The sequence below is a fragment of the Clostridium hydrogenum genome (genome assembly GCF_021432385.1).
In the GTDB taxonomy this organism is placed as follows: domain Bacteria; phylum Bacillota; class Clostridia; order Clostridiales; family Clostridiaceae; genus Clostridium_S; species Clostridium_S hydrogenum.
The window spans coordinates 2,579,125-2,602,830 of sequence record NZ_JAEACT010000002.1; the positions used below are offsets into that span (position 1 = coordinate 2,579,125).

Below are 23,706 nucleotides of genomic sequence, written 5' to 3' on the forward strand. Positions count from 1 at the left end.
TGTATTAAATTGTAATTTATCATGATGAATTTGTTATTAGCAATTTTAATTTTTCAAATTTCTTATCTATATTTACGCTTCTTTATCAACCATGAAAGCTTTTTTAGCCCTTCTTCTATTTCTTTAACCGAAGCGTATGAATATGAAATTCTTATATTGTAGTTTTTATTGAAATCATACATGTATCCTGGATTAATAAGTATTCCGATTTTACATGCATCATAAAATAATTTTTCAATATCAATTTTATATTTTAAGTTTAGCCATATATAAAATCCACCACTTGGTACATTCCATTCTGCTATATCTTTAAAATACATATTAAGTATACTTATTGTAAAATCTCTTTTTATTTTAAGTTTTTCCCTTAACTGTTGTAAATATTTTTCATGTAATCCACTTGAAATCCATTCAGTTGCAAAATATTGAGAAAGAGAACTTGCCCCGTAATCTGTTTGCATTTTAACATCAGCTAGACGTTCTATAACTGCTTCTGGACCTATTAGCCAACCTATACGCATACCTGCTGCTAAAACTTTTGAAATTGTCCCCATATAAAGTACAATTCCATTTTTATCCATAGACTTTAAACTCTGTGGCGGGTTACCTTCTAAATATAACTCTCTATAAGCATCATCCTCTATTATTGGGAGTCTTTCTTTTGTACACAGTTTTAAAATTTCTTCTCTTCTTTTTTGAGACATGACTTTACCTGTAGGATTATGAAAGGTAGGTATAGTATACAAAAGCGATGCTTCCTTTGTATTCTTAAGTATTTCACTTGGTCTCACCCCATCATTATCCATAGCTAATCCTTTTAACTTTATACCTGACGATTCAAAAACATGCAGTGATTTTACATAAGACGGTCTTTCAATTAGTACACTTGATCCTTTATGCAATATGCTCATTGATATAAGCTGAAGAGCTTGAAGTGATCCAGATACAATTAATATTGATTCTGGGGATGCCTCTATTCCAAATTTTTTAACATAATTGCTTATAGCTTGTCGTAATTCAATTGATCCCTTAGGTCTTTCATAACCAAGTGAAATCATTTTGTTAGAAACATTTAAAATAACTTTTCTTATCATTTCTTTTGGTAAAAGTTCTGGAGAAAGTTCGCCAGTTCCAAGTCTTACTATACTATCTTCATATTCCAATTTATTTATGACTTGAATTGTTTTTATATTAGGTTCATGCATTCCACTTCTTATATAAGACTCCCAATTTGGCGGTGGAATTGAAGCTAAAAGTGACCACGTATTATTAATAATCACAGTTCCCCCTTTGCTTTTAGCAGCAATTAATCCATCTGCTTTAAGTTCTTCCATGGCCTCTACTACCGTACTTCTATTTACATCAAATATCTTTGCCATTTCCCTTTGGCTTGGAAGTCTTAATCCAACATTCCACTCTCCAGAAGCAATTTTACTTTTTACATAGTTTACAATTTGCCTATAAACCGGTTCAGAAATACCTTTCTTTGGTTTCCAATCAATATTTAACATAATAACAAATCCTTTTTATTCTATATAAGTTTAAAAAAACTATATCCAAGCTTTAACCCATAATAAATTATTATAACTCCACATACTTTATTAATTATTGTGACTAACTTTAAGCTAAAATTTTTCTTAAATAAATTCACGACAAATGCAAGTCCATTAAACCATATAAAAGATGCACTGCATACTCCAAATATAAAAAACTTTGAAGCTTCTATTGGCAGTGTTAATCTAAAACTTCCTAAAAGTAATGAGCCATCAATAATTGCTTGAGGATTTAACCAAGTAACAACAAAACATGATACTGCAATTCTTACAAAGCTTTTTTCACTATTAACCTTTTCTAAACTGCTTGGAGTATTCCTTATTAAACTAATTCCTATATATATTACTATTATAGCACCAACCAAAAGAATTACTTGTTTTAAAAAATACGATTTTTCTAATATAGCTCCAACACCAAAAAAACAAATAATTGCAAGTGAAACATCAAAAAATACAGTTATGAGCGCAGTTTGTATTGCTTTATACACACTACTTGTTAATGCTGAATTGATAACATATAAATTTTGCATTCCAATTGGTGCTACATAGGTTAAACCAAGTATTAAACCTTGAATATAATATTTAAGCATATAAATCCTCCCCTTTACATGTTTAAATTATATCCATTAAATTTTTAATTGTCTTCAACCATATTTTTAGTTTTTATACCAACCAAAAGATAAATATGATGTCTATTAATTATATTATTCCATGTGGATTGAATCGCCAAATATGGTATAATACTAATGTAAACGTATGTACTTTTTGTATAATGTAGCAATTAACTTACTATTGGGAGGCCAATATGAAAACAAAATATACAAATTCAGCACAATACAAATGTCTTGAATATTTAAAAAAACAATCTGTTGATTTATACTTAAGTTATTGCGGTATGGAAGAATGTCAACGCTCCCATTCATACGGTCCAACTAAACGTACAGAATATCTACTCCATTATATATTAAGTGGAAATGGTATTTATCAAGTTGACGGAAAAACTTATCATTTAAAAAAACATGATGCTTTCATTATATATCCTAATGAAATAACCTATTACGAAGCGGATAAGGAAGACCCTTGGTCTTATATTTGGATAGGTTTTGATGGAGTTAAAGCTGAAACTTATTTAAACTATATCTCTTTCAGTAAAGAAAACAGAATATGCAGCTTTAACTGTAAAAACCTTTTATTAGACTATATTAATGGCATGTTAAATTCAAGCCAATTAACTTATGCAAATGATTTAAAGCGTGAAGGCTACCTTTTTTTATTTCTTTCAGCTTTAATTAACGAGACTCATAAAAGTTCTAATAAGAATGATGAAATTCATGACTATCCATATCAAGTATATGTCGAACATGCTATGCAGTATATAGAACATAATTACGAAAAGAATATTAAAATTAACGATATAGCTAATTATATTGGTATAAGTAGAAGCTATCTATCAAGTATTTTTAAAAAAAGTCTTAATTTATCACCTCAAAGTTACCTAGTAAATTATAGACTTGATAAAGCCTGCAGTTTATTAAAAAGCACTACTTTTCCTGTAAGTACTATTGCTTATAAAGTTGGCTATGATGATCCTCTAACCTTTTCAAAAGTATTTAAAAATTTTTTTCATGTCAGCCCTACAACCTATAGAACTCAAAATGAAGAACTTATTTACTCTACCAAAAGGGAAGAAGAATAGATGTACAAACCAGAGTACAGTTTTTGTAATCTGTACTCTTAATCTTACTTTTCACTAAATTCCTTTAAATAATATATCATAGATGAAAAATCAACACCTTTTGCACAAAAGTTTTCCTCATCTATAACAATCCCTACATTCATTAGCTCATCACCATAGTACACTTCGTTCTCGTTATCATTTATTATATATTTTTTATTAATATCCAATCCCTTTAATCTGAATCTTTTATAGCCTTTGTTCGTATCATTTAACACCTTATAATATGCTGCAATGGCTTCTCTCTTATCTTCAGAAACAACAATCCATGACGTAATGTTTCCCTTAAATGGGCTTGAAATACGATAAAATCTTCCATTCATAATTAATTGCCTGTGGGCTTTATAATATTCAACCTGTTTTCTGACTTTTTTCTTCTCATTATCGGATAAATTATTTAAGTCAAGTTCGTATCCAAAAGCACCAAAGTAAGCAACATTTGCCCTTGTCTCAATTGGCGTAATTCTTCCAACTTGCTGATTAGGAACTGCTGAAACATGTGCTCCCATACTGATAATTGGATAAACCAAAGATGTACCATACTGAATTTTTAATCTTTCAATTGCATCTGAATCATCACTGGTCCACGTTTGCGGCGCATAATACAGCATTCCCGGATCAAATCTTGCTCCACCACTTGAACACGATTCAAATAAAATATCTGGAAATTTAGAAATTAAACGCTCATATAAATTGTAAACTCCTAAAACATATTGATGAAATACTTTACCTTGAGCATCTGCATTTTTTGCTATAGAATAGCATTCCGTAATATATCTATTCATATCCCACTTTACATAGGATATCTTTGCTTCACCTAGCACCTTTTCCATTAAATTAAATATATATTCTAGCACTTCATTCCTTGAAAAATCCAGCACATATTGGTTTCTACAATGGGATTTTCTTCTCCCTGGTGTAGCTAAAATCCAATCTGGATGTGCTCTATATAAATCACTATCTTTATTAACCATCTCTGGCTCAAACCAAAGTCCAAATTTCATTCCCATAGCTTCAATTTTATTTGCCAAGCCAATAATTCCTTCAGGCAATTTATTATAATTAGTAACATACCAATCACCCAAACCTGCTTTATCATTATCTCGATTGCCAAACCATCCGTCATCCAATACAAATAACTCCATGCCAAGTTGTTTTCCAGTTCTTGCAATACTTAATATTTTTTCTTCGTTGAATTCCATTCCCGTTGCTTCCCAATTGTTAATTACAACTGGTCTTACCCTATCTCGCCATTTCCCACGAACTAATCTTGTTCTATATAACTTATGGTAGGCTTGGCTCATTTTATTTATACCACCATCCGAATATACCATAACTACTTCTGGTGTTTGAAAAGCTTCCCCTTGATGCAATTTCCATTCAAAGGTATCTGGATGAATTCCTATTAACACCCTTGTCATATCATGATTGTCAACTTCTACTTGTTCTAAATGATTTCCACTGTATATTAAGCTAAATCCATATACTTCACCGTTAAATTCATCGGTATTTTGCCTTTTTAAAGCAATAAAGGGATTATGTTCTGAGCTACTTGTACCAGTCATACTGTAAATCCCTTGTATGCCTTGATCTAATCTTTTACATTTTATATATCGCTCCCTACTCCATGCACCGGCTAAATGTACCATTTCAAAATTACAATCAGGTAAATCTACACATGCGCTCATTGCCTTATTTATAACAATACTGTTTTTACTTTTATTTATAACCTTAGCATTTCTCGTTATTACAGGTAAATCATCATAAACCGTGTAACTAAGAATTAATTCAATATCTATTAATGAATCATATAGAATAATTTCTAAAGATTCTGCTTCTCTATCAGCTTCAACATAAGTACTAGGAAGACCCTCTAATTGCTTTTTTCCCTTAAAAATCTTATGCGATTTATATTCAAAGTTTGTAATTTTGCTACCATTTTCTTGTTTAATTTCAATAGCACCATATCTAAAATCTGTAGTACCATATGATGGATATTCTTGTTTTATATATTGAAGTGAAAATGAATAGTTTTCTTCAAATACATACGCTGCTAAAGGTCTAAGTTTCCCTTCCAAAAGATAATCAAACGATTTTTTATCATGTACCTTCTTTCCATAATATAAATTTCCAAGCTGCTTATTATCCAAAATTTTAATAATATAGCTTACTTCTTTATTATATATATGAAATTCTCCTGAATCCTCATGAAAAATAATTGCCATAGCTTCCTCCTAATTTGTCTAGAATACATTTAACTTATACGCTAAATATTAATTACAATTTGCCTCCTGATGTTGCTATACCTTCTACAAACTGCCTTTGGAATATAATATAAATTAATAACATTGGCCATATAGCAAGTACTGCTGCTGCCATTAATTCTGGGTAATTTATAGAATATGCACTCTGTATTTTTGCTAAAGATGATGATAATACCGCTGCATTTGAATCACTATTTACTATCAATGGCCACATTAAATCTTTAAATGAAAATAAAGCTGTAAATATGCCAAGTGCAACTAAACCCGATTTTACTAAAGGTAGCATCACTTTAACAAAAGTTTGACCAATATTACATCCATCTAAAAGCGCTGCTTCTTCTAATTCTTTTGGTAATCCCATAAAAAATTGTCTCAGTAAGAAGGTTCCAAAGGCACTTACTAATCCTGGAAATACCAATGCAAATATAGTATTTCTCATTCCAAGCTTATCTACCATTAAATATTGAGGTATAATAAATATCTGCGTAGGCACCATCATTTGAAATAGTACTAATCCAAATAAAAAATTTCTTCCTGGAAATTTAAGCCTTGCGAAGGCATATGCAGCCATTGCACTAAATATAACGGCACAAAGTACTCTTAAAATTACCATTGCAAATGTATTAAAATATAATATTCCAAAATTATTTTGCTTAATTACCTCTAAGAAGTTTTCTACTCGCCACTTTGATGGAAAAATAACAAAAGGATTCATTGAAGTAGACTCTGTAACAGATTTAAACGAGGTTAAAAGCATCCAAACAAATGGTAAAATCATTATACATGCGCCTAGTATTAAGAATATATGAATAAGTATTTTTTTAAAGCTAATTTTAGACTTCATTTTTTATCCTCCTATAGATATACCAGTTCAACTATTGAAATTCATGTGCACCATAATGCCTAGAAGACATCATTTGGGTACAAATAAATTTTAAGTTTCACAATGGTATATCTTTACATATAATTAACCCATTTTTTCTGCACTTTCATTTGAATTGCTGTGATAATCATAATGATTACAAGTAGCAACATTACAATAGCAGAACCATATCCTTTATTAGAATACTTAAAGGAATTGTTATAAAATAAATAAACCAAAGATACTGTCTTATTATATGCTGGACTAGTAACATCAAGCATCATATAAATAACATCAAATACTTGCAGAGATTGAATAACTGTTGTTACCACAACGAAAAACAATGTTGGTGAAACTAAGGGTAAAGTTATTTTAAAAAACTGAACTATAGGATTTGCGCCATCTATAGTTGATGCCTCATAATAATCCTTTGGTATCTCTTGCAAGCCTGCCAATAATAATATCATGTTATAACCAACTGTACTCCATATTCCAATAATAGCTATTGAAATAAGCGATATATTAGGATTGTTTATCCAATCAACTGATGCTAAACCTACTTTTTTTAATAATACATTAATCAAACCAAAATTCTGATTATATAACCATTTCCATACCATTGTTACTGCTGCAGGAGCGGCAACTGCCGGAATAAAATAAATAGTACGATAAGTATATTTCCCCTTGATACTTCCATTTAGTAGAACTGAAATAATTAATGAAAATATAACCGTAAAAGGAACAACAATCAAAGTATATTTTAATGTATTCCCTACTGCATCCCAAACCTGCATATCTTGAAACATATTTTTGTAATTATCTAAACCTACGAATATATTGCCTTTTCCAAAAGCTCCGCTTTTAAAAAAGCTTAGGTATAAAGTTTGGAAAATTGGAATTATATTTAATATTAAAAGTCCGATAATTGTTGGTGCAACTAAAAACCAAGCCCAAAACCATTCATTTAGCTTACGTTTTGGTATTTTCGTTTTTGTTTTCAATTTAACTTCTGCTAAGTTCGTTTTTTCCACAGCTATCAATCCCCTACCTTATATAAATTTTATAATTGCTTTTTTAATGCACAATTCACAGTTCACAATGCACAATTAAGGATGATTTTCTTCCGTTTCACTACAGAAAATCTTATAACTTATTTTTGATTGCTTACGCAATCGCATTATTACTGTTGTCAGCAAAGCTGACAACAGTTAAGTTTAAGATTTACCTGACGTAAGGAAAGGTAAATCTTCCTTCATTGTACTCTGTACTTTGTACTCTGATTTAGTTGTTTCTCTTTATTTCTATTTTTCTTGTGCAAGATTTTCATTCATTATTTTTGCAGCATCTTTACATGCCTGTTCTACTGTTTTTTCACCTGTAAATGCACCTTTTAATTGTTCATATGCTTTATCTTCCCATACAGTTGTTGAATTTGAATATGGTCTAATTTGAGCATATTTAACCATATCTATAAAAACTTTAGTATCAAATGTTTTATTTGATTTTACCCATGCATCTGCAGCTCCGTCATAAGCTGAAATAGCTATACCCAATTCTGCCTGTCTCGTTTGTCCTTCTTTTGAACTTAAATACTCAACCCATTTCCATGCTTCATCTGGATGTTTAGTAGTTTTAGATATTGCATTTCCAAGTCCGTTAAATATGGAAGCCCTTTTGCCATCGTTAGCAGCTGGTAATACAGTTACACCAAAATTCTTTGACATATAATCATTTGAGGTAAATCCTGATAAATTCCATGATCCAAAGAAACCCATAGCACATTTTCCACTTTCCATATCAGTAGCACGTTCAGCATCACCAAATTCTTGAGGTGAGAGTCCTTCTTTTACAAAATTAACATAAAATTTCATGGCTTCGACTGTTTTAGGATCATCATACCCTGACTTTTTATCCTTTGTAATAATAGTTCCTCCATTTTGATATACAAAATTATAATATCCTTCTTGATTATGAAGTGGTGTGAGAATTCCATATTGTGATTTATCAGGCTTTGTTAATTTTTTAGCTGCATCATATAAATCTTTCCATGTCCATTTATCATTTGGATATTGAAGTCCCGCCTTATCAAACATAGTTTTGTTGTACCAAAGGCCTATTGTGTCATAGTCTTTTGGGATGGCATACTGATTTCCCTTTATGTTATAAATAGAAACCAATCCTTTTGGAAATTTGTCCATTTCTACTTTTTTACTTGATTTAATTCTGTCATTTAAATTAAGTAGTATATCATTTGATCCATATTTATAAATTTCATTTGAATGCATCCAAAAGGTATCTGGCAATGATCCACCTGTAGCACCTGCTTCAAGTGCTGTCCAATAATCTGCCCAACCAGTTACTTGAATTTTAATCTTAATTTTAGGATTCTGTTTCTCAAATTCATCTGCTACTTTCCTAAGTCCCTTTTCCTGGTTTGAATCCCAAATTCCATACGTAATTGTTACTGGACCATTTTTCGATGCATCACTGCCTTCTCCAGTTTTATTAGATTGACTTCCGCAACCTGCAAAGGTTCCTAGTGCTAGCATTAATCCTAAACTTAATGCTATTGCTCTTTTCTTCATAATAATCCCCTCCAATATTTTCAAAAATTAAACAATAAATTTAAAATTTATTTCGACAAATGTACTGGATATAATTTCCATACATCTATTTTACAATATATTACTTTTATTTTAAATACTTACACAAAATTTATATAAAATATTGTACCTAAAGCTATCTTAATTTCCTGCAATAAGTTTTGCATCTGCCCAATCACCATGATCATAAGCATTTGAGTTATCCGACGAAATTCCTACAACAAGCTTAAGTTCACTGGCACCAACAACATTTATAGTAGCAGTTTGACAAATTGTGCTGTTGTCAACTCCTTCAAGCTTATAAACTACCTTGCCATCTAATAATACTTCAAAATCTATTTTGCTGTTATTGGCTTTCACTTCTTGATCTCTTCCAGCTGTAAATGTAAATTCTTTAAAGCCTTTTCCTGCAATATCATATACAATTTCTGAAGGTGAATTTACTCCTATACCCTTGTCAAAAGTTTTAATGCCATCAGTTGTATTTAATGTTATTTTGTTACCATCTAAAGATTTATCTCTTTGAATTGTTCCCCATCCAGTAGTTGCACTTACCCAATCCATATCGCTTAAGTACGTATCTACTGCAGCTGCCGCCAATTTAAAGTTAACCACATAAGTCTTTTTAGTAACTCCATCCTGTGCAGTAACTGTAATTTGAGTTTGTCCTTGCAAAGTTTTCGCCTGAGTTATTTCCAGTGATGCATTACAATCCGTTGCAACTGCTGTAATTTGAGGTACATTTTTAGTTCCAAAAGGAAGTTCTTTAGTATATGAAGTATCATTAGCATTAAAACCATCTAAATTAACTCCATCTATTGAAATACTCTCCAACGTTGCATCACTACTTGCTGCCATTGAAGTCTTAGCTGGAACTATAACATCTATAGGCAATGTATCTGCTGTAGTACCATCTTTTAATTTTTTTATTGTTAATACTACTGAAACTTTAGTATCTACTTCTTTTGGTTTTATTTTTCCATTTAATCCAATAACCCCACTTGGAGCTGCTGATTTGATACTTACAATATATCCTTCTTGAACTGTTGGCAGAGTCAAGCTTTCTGCATCCTTTGCAGGCGCAATTATTGAGGTTATTCCCTTTGCAATTTTGTCTGCATCAATATCCTTTGGTACTACTGGTTTTGGAAGTTCTTCTGTTGGCGCCGCAATTTGTATTTTGTCTATATTGGGTGCAAAGCCTGTTGATGAATTTGAAAATTTAATAGTATTGTTTCCTGCATTAAGTTTTATTTCTGTTACACAAGTTCCAAATTTATCCCAACCCAAAGTGTTTCTAAAGTAAACCTTTTCTATACTTGAATTATTTGTACTTATGTCTGCATACCTGTCAACTATATTAGAATTATAGTTGCTCGCTCCAGCCCCTAATTCAGCATTGGCATAAGTTACTACCATTTTATATATTCCTGCCTTAGAAACTTTAACATTATTAAATTGCAAATAATTATCGGCTCCATTTCCAATACTCGTTACGTCCTTACCTCCTGATGCATTATTTACTTCTTCAACCTTAGCTGTTCCGCCTAAAGTATTATTAGAATCTTCAGCTTCATAGCTTGTAACCGAATTATTATCAGCAGTTGATAAATCCATATAATCTATATTTATTGAATTATCTTTGTCCTTTCCATCGTTCTTATACTCGATTGTATTTATTCCCGCACTAAGAAATACTTTACTATTTGCAGTATTCCATGTGTCCCAATTATAAGTGCTGTTACAAGTTACATTAGTTGAGTCAACCCCATTAATAACCATTTTTACTTTTCTATCATCAGCTGCATTCTTTTTATCTCCAGCAGAATACCTTAATGCAGCATCGTAATAGCCATCTTGATTTACATATACAACGAATTTAGTATCTGCAGCCTTTTTATTATTTTCTTTTACATATCCTGTACCAGAATAATTAACATATTTGCTGCTAATTTTAGCCGATCCAGAAAGTGCTGCATACTCAGCTTCATATCGATTACTATTTCCACTATCGTTAACAAGAAGTTTATTAGGCGTTATAATCATCTGATATGCTGAGGTTTTAACCATACTACTAACAGGAACAGTTATCTGACCATTAATTACTGGATAATTACCTTCTTGTTTCAGTACTGGCCCACTAGAAGCATTTTTACCAGTAGAAGCTATTTCCCATATAGTGGCATGCACAAGTTTTCCAAACTCTTTTTTACTATCAAATCCTTTAACTTTAATATTGTTATTTCCATCAGAACCACCAAAAATCATCCTAGCTTGTTTTTTCTTTGAGTCCAAAGCAGCTACCCCTTGAAATCCATTAGTATTCCAATCTGGTGGAGTTACTTCTACTGTATTTCCAGTCATTTCTCCATAACATTTATATAACCACCATGCTCCAGTTGGCTTATTACTTGAACCAGCTGCTACTAAATCACATAATCCTCCAGCTGTAGTCCAATAAGCTAAGCAAGCATCAACTTTGCTTTTTTCAAATTTTGAAATGTATTGTACCAATTGCCCTGGCACAGGTATATCTGTATTTATTCTTCCATATTCATTTATACATATAGGTCGCGCCGATAAGCCTAGTCCTTTTTCGATATTCCTAAAATCATTATACTGATTATCCCAGCTTGTAAAAAAATTGTCATCCAATTCATGCCAGGTAATTATATCTGGTAAACATTTATTTTCTTTACAAAATGTCATAAATTCTTTGTAAAATTGTGAATTGTAGTATGAAAGACTTGGTCCTGCTATTTTACCAGTCTTATCAAGTGAACGAATTTTATCATATATCTTTTTCCAATCTCTAAACAGCTCTTGTTCTGGTGCTCCTGTAGTTCCATACCAAATCCAATTTGGTTCATTAATTGGATTGTACACAAAAATTTCTCTGTTTTTATTTGAAACAACTGATTTTACAACGGTTTCAACTTTCGCAAGATAATCATCAATACCTAATTTTTGATATGGCCATTCTTTATAGATATCTTGAATATTAATAAGTATCTGCTTTCCACCGTCATTCTTGAAATTTCCTGCAACTTCCATTGCATCTCCATTTGGATGCTGTAATCCATTTGGTGGTTTCTGTCCAGCAACTTGAGGCTTTAGTGATGAAATCATGTTATCTGATGGTATTCCTGCATTTCCTAAACCATACAGCCATCCTGTTGCACCATATTTTAGCTTACCTGTACTCTTTGATATATCAACTGTCATGTTTAAAGTACTTGCTGAAACAGGAATACTTGGAATTAAGCTTACAATCATCGCTGTACTTAAAAAAGAAGCAACTATTTTTCTTAGTTTAACCAATTTAACAACCACTTTCCTTTCAAATAAATATATTTAATTCCTCTAAATACTTTATCCATGTGTTTATCAACTTTTGGCAAATTAAACTTATGTTAATCAATGCGTTTTCGAAAACGTTATCAATTCATAAGTTAATATTAAGCTATTTTAACTTACTTTAAAATGGAGCCATGTTTTATATTTATAGAATAATGTGAGATTTCATTTTCTTAATATGGAAGTGTGGAATAAATATTGTGAACAAAGGTGTAGTGCAAAATCAAAGAACCTTTGGCAGGTGTAGAAAAATGATGTTAGTAAATAGCGGTTCAAAATCCTAAATAAAATTAATAAAACTAAGCGGCAAATTTTTTAAAGCTTAAGAGCTTTCGATAACTCGCAAAAATACGCTCAGACAATCTAAAGCTCTAAATCTTTAAAAAATTTCCCACTAAGTTTTATACAATTTTATTTTAGAAATTTTTTCACCGCCATTCCCTAACATCATTTTTTTCCTACACCTGCCAAAGGTTCTTTAATTAATCCACTATATCCTTGTTTCACAATATATAAATGTTTTCTAATTTAAAAGGCTATGTCTTAAATAAGTGTTGATTTTCACACTAATTTAAAACATAGCCTTTTAAAACAGTAATTATAACAGTTTAAAAACTATTTTTTTGCACTACACCAAAATTCTATAGGCATGGTGATATTTTTAATTAATTCATTTTTTTGAAATGGAGCATTAGCGATTAGTATGCTTGGGTTCAAGAATCTTAATGGGCATAGCCCAAACCCACCGTAGGGTTACATTCTTTCACAAGTTTCTAGGCCTAGTAGGTCGAGGCTTGTTGTTAGAACTTTTTGTGTTAGGTTTAGTAGATTTATCCAGGAAGCTTGTTTTTGTAAGTCTTCTTCTGTAACTATTTTGTTATTTGCATAAAATTTATTGAAGGCGTTGGATAAATCGTATATATATTCACATATTTTGTTTGGTAATTTGTTGTTATAGCTAAGCTCAACCATTTCACTGAATTTTACAAGTTGGAGCATAAGTTTTCTTTCTGTATCACTATATGGGCTTAATATTTTATCATCATCAGCTTTTGCTACTTTTGCTAGTATGGATTTTATTCTTACTACTGTATATAGTATATATGGTCCTGTGCTACCTTCAAAGGAAGTAAATCTATCTATATCAAACACATAGTCTTTTGTAGGTTGATTTGATAGATCTGCATACTTAAGTGCTGCAAGTCCAACCTTTCTGCAAACTTCTTCTACATCATTTTCATCAATAGTTTTGTTTTCATCTAGCTTAGTTTTTACTACTGATTTAATTATTGATATTAAATTTTCAAGTCTCATAACTCCGCCTTCTCTTGTTTTAAAAGGCTTACCATCTTTACCATTCATAGTCCCAAAGCCTACAAATTGTAATTTTAAATCTTCTCCGGCAATTTTAGTCATTTTAGCTGCTCTAAATAATTGCTCAAAATACATGCTTTGTCTTTTGTCCGCTAAATATATTATTTCATCTGGTGAATAATCTTGAATCCTCTGAACTATAGTTGCAAGGTCTGTAGTTCCATATAAAGATGCTCCATCCGATTTTAAAACTAAAAATGGAGGAACAGGTGATTTATCATCTTCCCTTGCAACATCTACTACTAATGCACCTTGACTAGTGTGTGCGTAGTTGTTCTTTTTAAGGTAATCTACCATATTAGGGATATATTTATTAGCATCACTTTCACCCTTCCAAAGTTCAAAGTTTACATTTAATTCGCCATAATTCTTTTTTAAATCAGTTACAGAAATATTTAAAATATGCTTCCATAATGCCATATATCCTTGTCTACCATTTTGAAGTTCAACTGTTGCTTCTTTAGCTTCCTCCATAGCTTTTTCATCAGACTTTGCTAGTTTACTTGCGTATGGGTATATCTCTTCAAGTTCATCTATTGTAATTGGAGATTCTTTTGGATATTCCCCCTTAAAATTTGGATCAAAATATGTGAGTCCTGGCTCGCGCCTTTTTAATTCAGAAATTACCATTCCCATCTGTAAGCCCCAATCCCCTAAATGAACGTCTCCAATTACTTCATTTCCTAAAAACTTAGCAATTCTTTTAATACTTTCTCCTATTATAGCTGGACGAAGATGACCTACATGAAGTGGCTTTGCTACATTAGCACCACCATAATCAACAACTATTTTCTTTGGATTCGCATTTTCAACACAACCGCATTTTTTATCGTTATACATATAGTTGATGTATTTATTTAAAAAGCCATTTTCTACATTGATATTTATAAAACCTGATCCTTCTATAGTCAATTTTTCAAAGACCTCGTTAGAATTTAAAGCTTCTACAACTTCAGTTGCTATAGCTCTAGGAGCTTTTTTATATTTTTTTGCCGCTGCAAGCGCTCCATTACATTGGAATTCACAAAGATCTGGACGATTAGATACAATTGCCTTTCCATACTCCTTGTCATATCCACACTGCTCAAATTTTTCAGATATGATATTACTTATTTCATTTATAAATGTTTTCATATTTCCACCTTTCTAGAGATAAACCATTTGAAACTTCAAATTTATATGTACAAAAATTCTATCTTCTGAGCATTTTTGTGCATATAAATTTCGGTAGTTGAAACGGTTTATCATACAATAAAAAAACACCCATCTCTTTTTATAGAGACGGATGTTACATTCCGCGGTACCACTCAATTTAATTATAAAATTTATTCATAATTCACTCAATGCTTTAACGCAGCTTACGGCTTATCCTTACAAACTTAAGTTGCTCAGACAGCTTCTCCGAGGCCCTTTTCTCAATTAATATTCTTTCAAGACTTCCACTCTACTCTTGATCGCTGATAGAAATTTTAATTGGTACTTTTCTCATCTTAGAATTTATTAAATTATATACTTGAATCTTAATGGGCATAGCCCAAGCCCCAGGACATTTATTTTGTTCTAAACGTAGTTTTCTGCTGTTGCCTTAGAAATTAATAGGCTCGGGTTCAAGAATCTTAATGGGCATAGCCCAAACCCACCGTAGGGTTACATTCTTTCACAAGTTTCTAGGCCTAGTAGGTCGAGGCTTGTTGTTAGAACTTTTTGTGTTAGGTTTAGTAGGTTTATCCAGGAAGCTTGTTTTTGTAAGTCTTCCTCTGTGACTATTTTGTTATTTGCATAAAATTTATTGAAGGCGTTGGATAAATCGTATATATATTCACATATTTTGTTTGGTAATTTGTTGTTATAGCTAAGCTCAACCATTTCACTGAATTTTACAAGTTGGAGCATAAGTTTTCTTTCTGTATCACTATATGGGCTTAATATTTTATCATCATCAGCTTTTGCTACTTTTGCTAGTATGGATTTTATTCTTACTACTGTATATAGTATATATGGTCCTGTGCTACCTTCAAAAGAAGCAAATCTATCTATATCAAATACATAATCTTTTGTAGGTTGATTTGATAAGTCTGCATATTTAAGTGCTGAAAGTCCTACTTTTCTGCAAACTTCTTCTACCTCATCTTCCTTAATAGTTTTACTTTCATCCAATTTAGTTTTAACTGCTGATTTAATTATTGATATTAAATCTTGAAGTCTCATAACTCCGCCTTCTCTTGTTTTAAAAGGCTTACCATCTTTACCATTCATAGTTCCAAAACCTACAAATTGTAATTTTAAATCTTCCCCGGCAATTTTAGTCATTTTAGCTGCTCTAAATAATTGCTCAAAATGCATACTTTGTCTTTTATCTGCCAAATATATTATTTCATCTGGTGAATAATCCTGCACTCTTTGTACTATAGTTGCTAAATCTGTAGTTCCATATAAGGCTGCTCCATCTGATTTTAAGACTAAAAATGGAGGAACAGGAGATTTATCATCTTCTCTTGCAACATCTACTACTAATGCACCCTGACTAGTGTGTGCGTAGTTGTTCTTTTTAAGGTAATCTACCATATCAGGTATATAGTTATTAGCATCACTTTCACCTTTCCAAAGCTCAAAGTTTACATTTAATTCACCATAATTCTTCTTTAAGTCAGCTACAGAAATATTTAAAATATGCTTCCATAATGCCATATATCCTGGTCTACCATTTTGAAGTTCAACTGTTGCTTCTTTAGCTTCTTCCATAGCTTTTTCATCAGATTTTGCTAGTTTACTTGCATATGGATACATCTCTTCAAGTTCATCTATTGTAATTGGAGATTCTTTTGGATATTCCCCCTTAAAATTTGAATCAAAATATGTGAGTCCTGGCTGGCGTCTTTTTAGCTCTGAGATTACCATTCCCATCTGTAAGCCCCAATCACCTAAATGAACGTCTCCTATTACCTCATTGCCTAAAAATTTAGCAATTCTTTTAATACTTTCTCCTATTATTGCCGAACGAAGATGACCTACATGAAGTGGTTTTGCTACATTAGCCCCACCATAATCAACTACTATTTTCTTTGGATTTGAAGTCTCTTCGCAACCACATTTTTTATCACTATACATATAGTTAATGTATTTATTTAAAAAATCATTTGCTATATTAATATTTATAAAACCTGGTCCTTCTATAGTCAATTTTTCAAAAACCTCATTAGAATTTAAAGCTTCTACAACTTCAGTTGCTATAGCTCTAGGAGCTTTTTTATATTTTTTTGCTGCTGCAAGCGCTCCATTACATTGGAATTCACAAAGATCTGGACGATTAGATACAATTGCCTTTCCATACTCCTTGTCATATCCACACTGCTCAAATTTTTCAGATATGATATTACTTATTTCATTTATAAATGTTTTCATATTTCCACCCTTTCTCATAAATAGACAATTTCTATATTTCAAGTTGTCTATCTAACAATAAAAAAACACCCATCTCTTTTTATAGAGACGGATGCTATATTCCGCGGTACCACTCAATTTAATCATATACAATTTGTCTATGATTCTCTCAATGCTTTAACGCAGCTTACGACTTATCCTTACAAATTAAATTTGCTCAGATAGCTTCTCCGAGGCCCTTTTCCTAGTTAATATTCTTTCAAGACTTCCACCATTCTCTTGATCGCTGTTAGAATTTTTAATTAGTACTTTTCTCATCTTAGAATTTATTAAATTATATACTTACAAACAATATATGTCAACACCTATTAAACTTGCACTCTATTTTAGGCTATATTTTATAGGGACTTGAATTTCTGTAAGCCACTCATTTTCATTTTCTTTATTCCAAATACCATCAATATAAGATTCTCGAACACTTCCTATAATTTCATAATCATTTTCCTCTATCCAATTAAAAATAAAAGCATAGGCTTCTCTAAATTTAGAATAGCTGCCTTTATGAAGTATACAAACTGCTTTTTCTACCTTATCAAGTTCTTTAAATTTTATTGGTCCACTTCCCACTTTTTTAGAAACAACTCTTTCACATACTTCCACATCTATATTTGTCTCTTTATATTCACCATCATGATAAATAGTAAAACAATAATTAGGTTTAAATTTTTCGCACTGAAGTCTGTTCAATTCCTTTTCCATAATACTTTTGCTTATATAATACAATTCTTCATAGTTACTTATAGTTTTTCTTATAGAAGCAACTATAATCTTGGGGATATCTTTGATAATAGGCGTATACATGATATTAATACTACCTTGTGAAATACTGGCGAAATTTTTTATCTGTAGTAATTTCATCTCTTCCATTTTAATATTGCTCTTTATTTCCTCTTCCTTCAATTTTAAAAACAACTCTAAAGCTTTAGGATTATCCATTATTTCCTTTATATTTTGAAGTGACAATCCCATTTGCTTTAATGCTAATATTTCATGTAACCTTGGGAGTTGCCTTGTTGTATAGTATCTATATCCAGTAAACTTATCAACATGCTCCGGCTTAAGAAGTCCTATTTCATCATAATGTCTTAAGGTTTTTGTAGTTATTCTATTTATTTTTGAAAACATACCTATTGAATACAATTAACGCAGCCCCTTTTTATTCCCATCTAAATGTTTTTATTGATATAATTATACACAAAATCGATATAATTATCATAAATAAAATTGAGAATGTTACATTATTTAATGGCTGACCTAATGAAGTAGCTTTTAAAAGCTTTATTCCTTGAGTAAGCGGCAATGCATTAGAAACTAGCTTTACACTACTAGGCAATATTTCATATGGAATTGTAGCACCAGATAAAATTAGCATCGGAAAATAAAATACATTGCACACTAAATTTGCTATTTTTATATTAGGTGATAAACTGGCAATAAGTCCACCTATACTATAAATAGATATTGTAACTAAACAAAATGCAAGTACAAATCTAAGTTCTGACCCCCTCATTTTATAGCCAAAGGCAAGACTAGATACTAAAAAAACCCCAAGAGCTGATATTACCGCAATTATAAAACATATTATCATTTGAACAAATATTATTTTCATAGGACTAATTGGTGTAACACTAAACCACTTTAATATTTTTTTATTTCTATAATCTGAAAGGACTATTGGCAATCCCATAAGTCCTGTTGCACAAATTCCTATAACTATCACTCCTGCAAAGGAAGCTTGTAGCATTGTATACCTTGAACCTTTAAATGCTAATTTATTTCCATATATCATTCCAATTAATAGCACAACCACCATTGGAAAAATTATTCCGAAAAAAATGCTATCTACACTTCTAATAGCCAGTTTTGCTTCAACTTTAAGCATTGTCTTAAACGCTCTCATATTCTAACTCCTCCTCATCCGTATAATACAAATAAGCATCTTCAAGCTTTTTTCTTCCACTGCTTTTTATTACTTCTTCTGGAGTATTACAAATAACCATATTTCCATTCTTTAAAATACAAATTCTATCACATAGATACTCAACTTCATCCATATAATGTGATGTTAAAAAAATCGATATTCCTTTAGCTTTTAATTTCTTTAAATAACCCCATATCTCTCTTCTTGCCTTAGTATCCAATCCCGTTGTGAGTTCATCTAAAAATACAATTTCAGGATTAGGTATAAGTGCAAGTAAAACTGATAGCTTTTGTTTTTGACCACCTGAAAGTTCAAAGACAAAATTATTTTTTTTATCGTAAAGTTTAAAATCCTTTAAAATATCTTCATAATTATTGGGTTTTGTATATAATGCTTCTGTCATTTCACATATTTCCTTAACCTTTATTTTATCTTGATAACTAGATTGTTGAAGCTGTACTCCTACTTTTTCAAATATCTTAGTTCTATTTTCAATTGGATTCATTCCAAGAATACTTACCTTCCCTTTTTCAAATTTTTTAGTTCCAAGAATACACTCAATAGTAGTAGTCTTTCCTGATCCATTGTGTCCAAGAAGTCCAAATATTTCTCCTCGTGATATTTTTAAACTTAAATTATTTACAGCTACAAAATCCTTATATCTTTTTGTAAGATTAGATACTTCTAAAACAATATTTTTCTCTACCATTCTATCAACTCCTTGTATAGAATTCTAAAGCTTACCCTAAGGTTAAAGTCAATAGATGAATTTTTTTCTTTTTTATGAAAAAAACATGAATAGTTCTTCTTTAAAAAGGAAAACTAAATGTATGAAAATTTTAAGATTTATAATTTATGGTCTAATGGGATGGTGTTTAGAAATATTCTGGACTGGAATTGGTTCATTACTTAGCGGCGACATGGCAATGCATGCTTGGACCAGTATGTGGATGTTTCTCATTTACGGTCTTGCCATTTTTATGGAACCAATACACAATGTTATAAGGCACTGGCCAATTTTAATACGGGGAGGTATATATGCTATTCTTATCTTGGTAGTTGAATTTTGCACCGGTTCAATTTTGCGCCTTATAATAGGAGCCTGTCCATGGTATTATGACAAAGGTATTACAATTGCTGGAATTACTAGACTTGACTATGCACCATTCTGGTTTATCGCAGGTTTACTTTTTGAAAAACTTCATGATGAATTAGTAAAACTTCATCAAATTACAAGTCAATCAACCATACAATGAAAATTAAAAAATTTACATCATGTAACTTACAATTTTAATCAGCCTTTAAAACATAAAAAAGATAGTTGGAAGGGGGACTTACCAACTATCTTAAAATTTATATTTACAAGTTATTAGCTTTTCTATATTTATATAATATCCTATATTTGTTACAAATCTATGTCAAACTAAAGTATTATTTGTTAACTACTTATAAACAAATTTTAAACATTTGCAATTTGTATAGTAATTTTTTTATTTTACAACTTTTTCAATATTAAACATATTATCAAGTACTCTATAGTTTTGAGGAAATGGTTTTGCTAATACCCAGTAACTTACTCCTCTAAGTCCGTATTTACTTACAAGTTTATATTTTTCTTCAACACTTCTAGCATCTTCAAACCATACAACATGCTGCCTTCCATTCTTATCTGTATAATTATAATATGGCGATGCTGATTTTGCATCATACTGTATAGTGGCTCCAACACTTCCTGCTCTATTTATAGCTTCTTGATTTCCTATACTTTCTGCAAATTCACCACCAGGCATATATGGTAGTGTCCAATCATACCCATACAGTGGAATTCCCATCATAATTTTTTTAGGAGGAATAACACTTACCGCATAATTTATAACTTTTTCAACTTCATTTATTGGTGCGACAGCCATTGGTGGGCCTCCAGACCATCCCCATTCATAAGTCATTATTATAACAAAATCTACAATTTCTCCATGTGCTTTGTAATCATGTGCACCATGCCATGCTCCTTCTTTTACATCATAAGTTTTTGGTGCAAGTGCTGTTGCTACAATGTAATTTGGATGAAGTGCATTTACAAGCTTCCTTAGAAAATTATTATATTTTTCTCTATCCTCTGGTGGAATTCTTTCAAAATCAACTATAACTCCAGAATATCCTTTTGTTTTTATTAAATTTAAAATATTATTTATCAAAGTCTCCTGCATCGAAGCACTGTTTAGTATATTACTTATAAGTTGGCTATCAAAGTTTGCACCTGTTGTACCTGATATATTTGTTACAGAAAGCATTGGTGCCACTTTATTTTTTTTAGCAATTGCAATTATTGTTTCATCATCAAGTGGTGTAAGCCCAGCATCTGCTGTTACATGATGGCTGAAGGGTGTCACATAGGTTAAGTATTGTATAGTATCATTTAGAACTGCCGTTTCCTTTTGAGGGTTAGATGGTTGAATAAAAGCATTAACCTCAATATATCCATAATTTTTTGCATTTTCAGGTATTCTAATTACAAGTCCCGGATAAACACTTGCCGGATTGGATATGTTGTTTAATTTTGCAATACTATCTACAGAAACCTTAAACCTATTTGCAATTGACCATAAATTTTCTCCAGGTTTAATCCTATAAGATATTTCAGTGCTTGGTATAACAAGTGACTGACCAACTACCACTTCGTTATTTTCTGGTATTTCATTTGCTGATATAATACTTTCTGGTGTGACTCCAAATCTTTTAGCAATAGACCACACATTATCTCCAGGTTTGACTACATAAATTCTCACAAAATTACCTTCATTAAAATTCTTCCACTACTCAATATATTCACAATTTTTATTTCTGTGCTTTTTCAGCTCTTATAGTTTTTCCTTTTATTGTTTTATTTTTAAGCGCTTCTAATACAATATTTCCCTTCCCACCAAGTACTTCAACATATGAAAAATTATCTTGTATATCGATTATTCCGACATCCTCTGGGTTTACACCTTCTATACTTGAAATAGTTCCAGCTATATCTCCTGGTCTTATTTTTTTCTTTTTTCCAGCACTAATATATATCTTTGTTATCTCCTTATTTATCTCTTTAGTTTTATTTTTCTTAGGCTTTACAACTTTTTTATTATATAGTTCTCTTCCGGCCTTAACCTCTTCTTCTGATGGAATTTCTCCTTTAACAATTTCAAGCTTAAACTTTTCTTCAATTTCCTGCAAAAACCTATATTCTCTTGGAGTTACAAATGTTATTGCCTTTCCTTCGCTGCCCGCACGACCAGTTCTACCCATCCTGTGAATGTAGCTTTCCTTTTCCATCGGTATATCATAATTTATAACATGTGTAACATTCTCTACATCAATTCCCCTAGCTGCTATATCCGTAGCAACAAGAAAAGTAAATTCTCCCCTTTTAAATTTGTTCATCATACTAGTTCTATCAGCCTGAAGCATTCCACCATGAAGTGCATTGCAAGAGTATCCTTTAGCTCTCATTTGTGAAGCTAGTTTCTCTACATTTTCTTTAGTTCTGCAAAATATCATTGCACAATCTGGTTTTTCTACACATATTAATTTGTCTAATAAATTGAACTTCTTATCATTTTCTAACTCATAATAAGTTTGCTTTATCCTCTCCGCTACTGAACTTTTAGCTTGAATTTCTATATTAATAGGTTCTTTCATATATGTACTGCTAAGCTCCAATATTTCCTCTGGCATAGTTGCAGAAAATAAAAGTGTTAGTTTCTTCTTTGGAAGCTTTTTTATTATATCCTTAACTTGATCAATAAATCCCATATTAAGCATTTCATCAGCTTCATCTATAACAAGATATTTTATTTTTGAAACGTCTAAAGCCCCTCTTTCTATAAGATCAAAAGTTCTTCCAGGCGTACCAACTACAACATGAACCCTTTGCTTAAGTTCATTTAATTGAACACTTACTGGCTGCTTTCCAAAAATTGCAGCACATCTTAATCTTTTAAATCTTCCTATATTATGAAAATCCTCTTTAATCTGATATGCAAGCTCCCTAGTTGGTGCAAGCACTAATACTTGAATCTTTCTTTCCTCAAGCTCTAGTTTTTCTGAAATAGGTATAGCAAAAGCAGCTGTTTTTCCACTTCCCGTCTGCGATTTTGCCATAACATCCTTATTTTTAAGAATCAAGGGTATAACCTTCTCCTGAACCTCTGAAGGCTTTTTATATCCCAATTTCTCTATAGCCTCTAAAATTTCTGTACTTAATCCTAAATCTTTAAAATTTAATTCACTCATTTTTTTACCTCAAACCTTTAATTTTATATATGTAAACTGCCTGAAACATTGAAATAGCAAATACCAAGTTCATCCTGACAAATTACAATTTTTAGAGCAGAGTACAAAGTACAGAGTACAGTGAAGGATGATTTACCTTTCGCGTTGCTCAGGTAAATCTTAAACTTAAATGTTCTCAGCTTCGCTGAGCGCCATCAATAGCGCAATTGCGCAGCAATAAAAAAATAAGTTTTCAGATTTTTCGTAGTGCTAACGGAGAAAAATCAACCATCACTCTACTCTCTACTCTTTACTCTCTACTCTGATTCAAATTGTAATTTCCCC

The 23,706-nt window shown here is 31.3% G+C and carries 16 protein-coding genes and 2 other annotated features; of the genes, 2 read left to right on the forward strand and 14 right to left on the reverse strand.

The window, feature by feature from the left end:
* Window positions 1-62 precede the first annotated feature (62 nt).
* Both CUEA01_RS11840 and CUEA01_RS11845 read right to left on the reverse strand, forming a co-directional pair.
* Complete coding sequence (locus tag CUEA01_RS11840; RefSeq protein ID WP_234121811.1) at window positions 63-1,511, reverse strand: aminotransferase-like domain-containing protein; 1,449 nt, start codon at window positions 1,509-1,511, stop codon at window positions 63-65.
* 20 nt (window positions 1,512-1,531) lie between these two features.
* Window positions 1,532-2,143 (reverse strand): LysE/ArgO family amino acid transporter, encoded by a 612-nt coding sequence (locus tag CUEA01_RS11845; protein ID WP_234121812.1) that lies wholly within the window; start codon window positions 2,141-2,143, stop codon window positions 1,532-1,534.
* A gap of 215 nt (window positions 2,144-2,358) precedes the next feature.
* Here CUEA01_RS11845 and CUEA01_RS11850 point away from each other — a divergent pair, with 215 nt between their 5' ends.
* Window positions 2,359-3,249 (forward strand): AraC family transcriptional regulator, encoded by an 891-nt coding sequence (locus tag CUEA01_RS11850; RefSeq protein ID WP_234121813.1) that lies wholly within the window; start codon window positions 2,359-2,361, stop codon window positions 3,247-3,249.
* Window positions 3,250-3,293: 44 nt separating this feature from the next.
* On the opposite strand, the gene CUEA01_RS11855 is transcribed toward CUEA01_RS11850, so the two are convergent.
* The 10 genes from CUEA01_RS11855 to CUEA01_RS11900 all read right to left on the reverse strand — a co-directional run bounded on the left by CUEA01_RS11855 (window position 3,294) and on the right by CUEA01_RS11900 (window position 19,819).
* Window positions 3,294-5,513 (reverse strand): alpha-galactosidase, encoded by a 2,220-nt coding sequence (locus CUEA01_RS11855; protein ID WP_234121814.1) that lies wholly within the window; start codon window positions 5,511-5,513, stop codon window positions 3,294-3,296.
* Window positions 5,514-5,565: 52 nt separating this feature from the next.
* Complete coding sequence (locus tag CUEA01_RS11860) at window positions 5,566-6,396, reverse strand: carbohydrate ABC transporter permease (RefSeq protein WP_234121815.1); 831 nt, start codon at window positions 6,394-6,396, stop codon at window positions 5,566-5,568.
* Window positions 6,397-6,509: 113 nt separating this feature from the next.
* The gene (locus tag CUEA01_RS11865; RefSeq protein ID WP_234121816.1) at window positions 6,510-7,445 is read right to left on the reverse strand and encodes a carbohydrate ABC transporter permease; all 936 of its coding nucleotides are present in this window, start codon (window positions 7,443-7,445) and stop codon (window positions 6,510-6,512) included.
* Window positions 7,446-7,715: 270 nt separating this feature from the next.
* The gene (locus CUEA01_RS11870; protein WP_234121817.1) at window positions 7,716-8,999 is read right to left on the reverse strand and encodes an ABC transporter substrate-binding protein; all 1,284 of its coding nucleotides are present in this window, start codon (window positions 8,997-8,999) and stop codon (window positions 7,716-7,718) included.
* Between the two features lie 159 nt (window positions 9,000-9,158).
* The gene (locus CUEA01_RS11875) at window positions 9,159-12,338 is read right to left on the reverse strand and encodes an NPCBM/NEW2 domain-containing protein (RefSeq protein ID WP_234121818.1); all 3,180 of its coding nucleotides are present in this window, start codon (window positions 12,336-12,338) and stop codon (window positions 9,159-9,161) included.
* A gap of 789 nt (window positions 12,339-13,127) precedes the next feature.
* Window positions 13,128-14,882 carry an arginine--tRNA ligase gene (gene argS, locus CUEA01_RS11880; RefSeq protein ID WP_234121819.1) on the reverse strand — a complete coding sequence of 585 codons (1,755 nt, stop codon included), beginning with the start codon at window positions 14,880-14,882 and terminating at the stop codon, window positions 13,128-13,130.
* A gap of 140 nt (window positions 14,883-15,022) precedes the next feature.
* Window positions 15,023-15,249 (reverse strand) — a binding site (T-box leader).
* A gap of 146 nt (window positions 15,250-15,395) precedes the next feature.
* Window positions 15,396-17,150: an arginine--tRNA ligase gene (gene argS / locus CUEA01_RS11885; protein WP_234121820.1), complete on the reverse strand. Its 1,755-nt coding sequence runs from the start codon at window positions 17,148-17,150 to the stop codon at window positions 15,396-15,398.
* An 80-nt stretch (window positions 17,151-17,230) separates the two neighbouring features.
* Window positions 17,231-17,459: a binding site (T-box leader), on the reverse strand.
* Window positions 17,460-17,510: 51 nt separating this feature from the next.
* Entirely contained in the window at window positions 17,511-18,314 is an 804-nt protein-coding gene (locus CUEA01_RS11890; RefSeq protein ID WP_234121821.1) for a MerR family transcriptional regulator, read from the reverse strand.
* Window positions 18,315-18,345: 31 nt separating this feature from the next.
* Window positions 18,346-19,089, reverse strand: a complete 744-nt coding sequence (locus CUEA01_RS11895; protein WP_234121822.1) for an ABC transporter permease — start codon at window positions 19,087-19,089, stop codon at window positions 18,346-18,348.
* Complete coding sequence (locus CUEA01_RS11900) at window positions 19,076-19,819, reverse strand: ABC transporter ATP-binding protein (RefSeq protein ID WP_234121823.1); 744 nt, start codon at window positions 19,817-19,819, stop codon at window positions 19,076-19,078. The genes CUEA01_RS11895 and CUEA01_RS11900 overlap by 14 nt, the downstream gene beginning before the upstream one ends.
* 121 nt (window positions 19,820-19,940) lie before the next feature.
* On the opposite strand from CUEA01_RS11900, the gene CUEA01_RS11905 reads away from it, so the two are divergent.
* Complete coding sequence (locus CUEA01_RS11905) at window positions 19,941-20,366, forward strand: putative ABC transporter permease (protein ID WP_234121824.1); 426 nt, start codon at window positions 19,941-19,943, stop codon at window positions 20,364-20,366.
* A gap of 234 nt (window positions 20,367-20,600) precedes the next feature.
* On the opposite strand, the gene CUEA01_RS11910 is transcribed toward CUEA01_RS11905, so the two are convergent.
* Both CUEA01_RS11910 and CUEA01_RS11915 read right to left on the reverse strand, forming a co-directional pair.
* Window positions 20,601-21,896 (reverse strand): LysM peptidoglycan-binding domain-containing protein, encoded by a 1,296-nt coding sequence (locus tag CUEA01_RS11910; RefSeq protein WP_234121825.1) that lies wholly within the window; start codon window positions 21,894-21,896, stop codon window positions 20,601-20,603.
* Between the two features lie 49 nt (window positions 21,897-21,945).
* Entirely contained in the window at window positions 21,946-23,382 is a 1,437-nt protein-coding gene (locus CUEA01_RS11915; RefSeq protein WP_234121826.1) for a DEAD/DEAH box helicase, read from the reverse strand.
* Window positions 23,383-23,706: the final 324 nt, after the last annotated feature.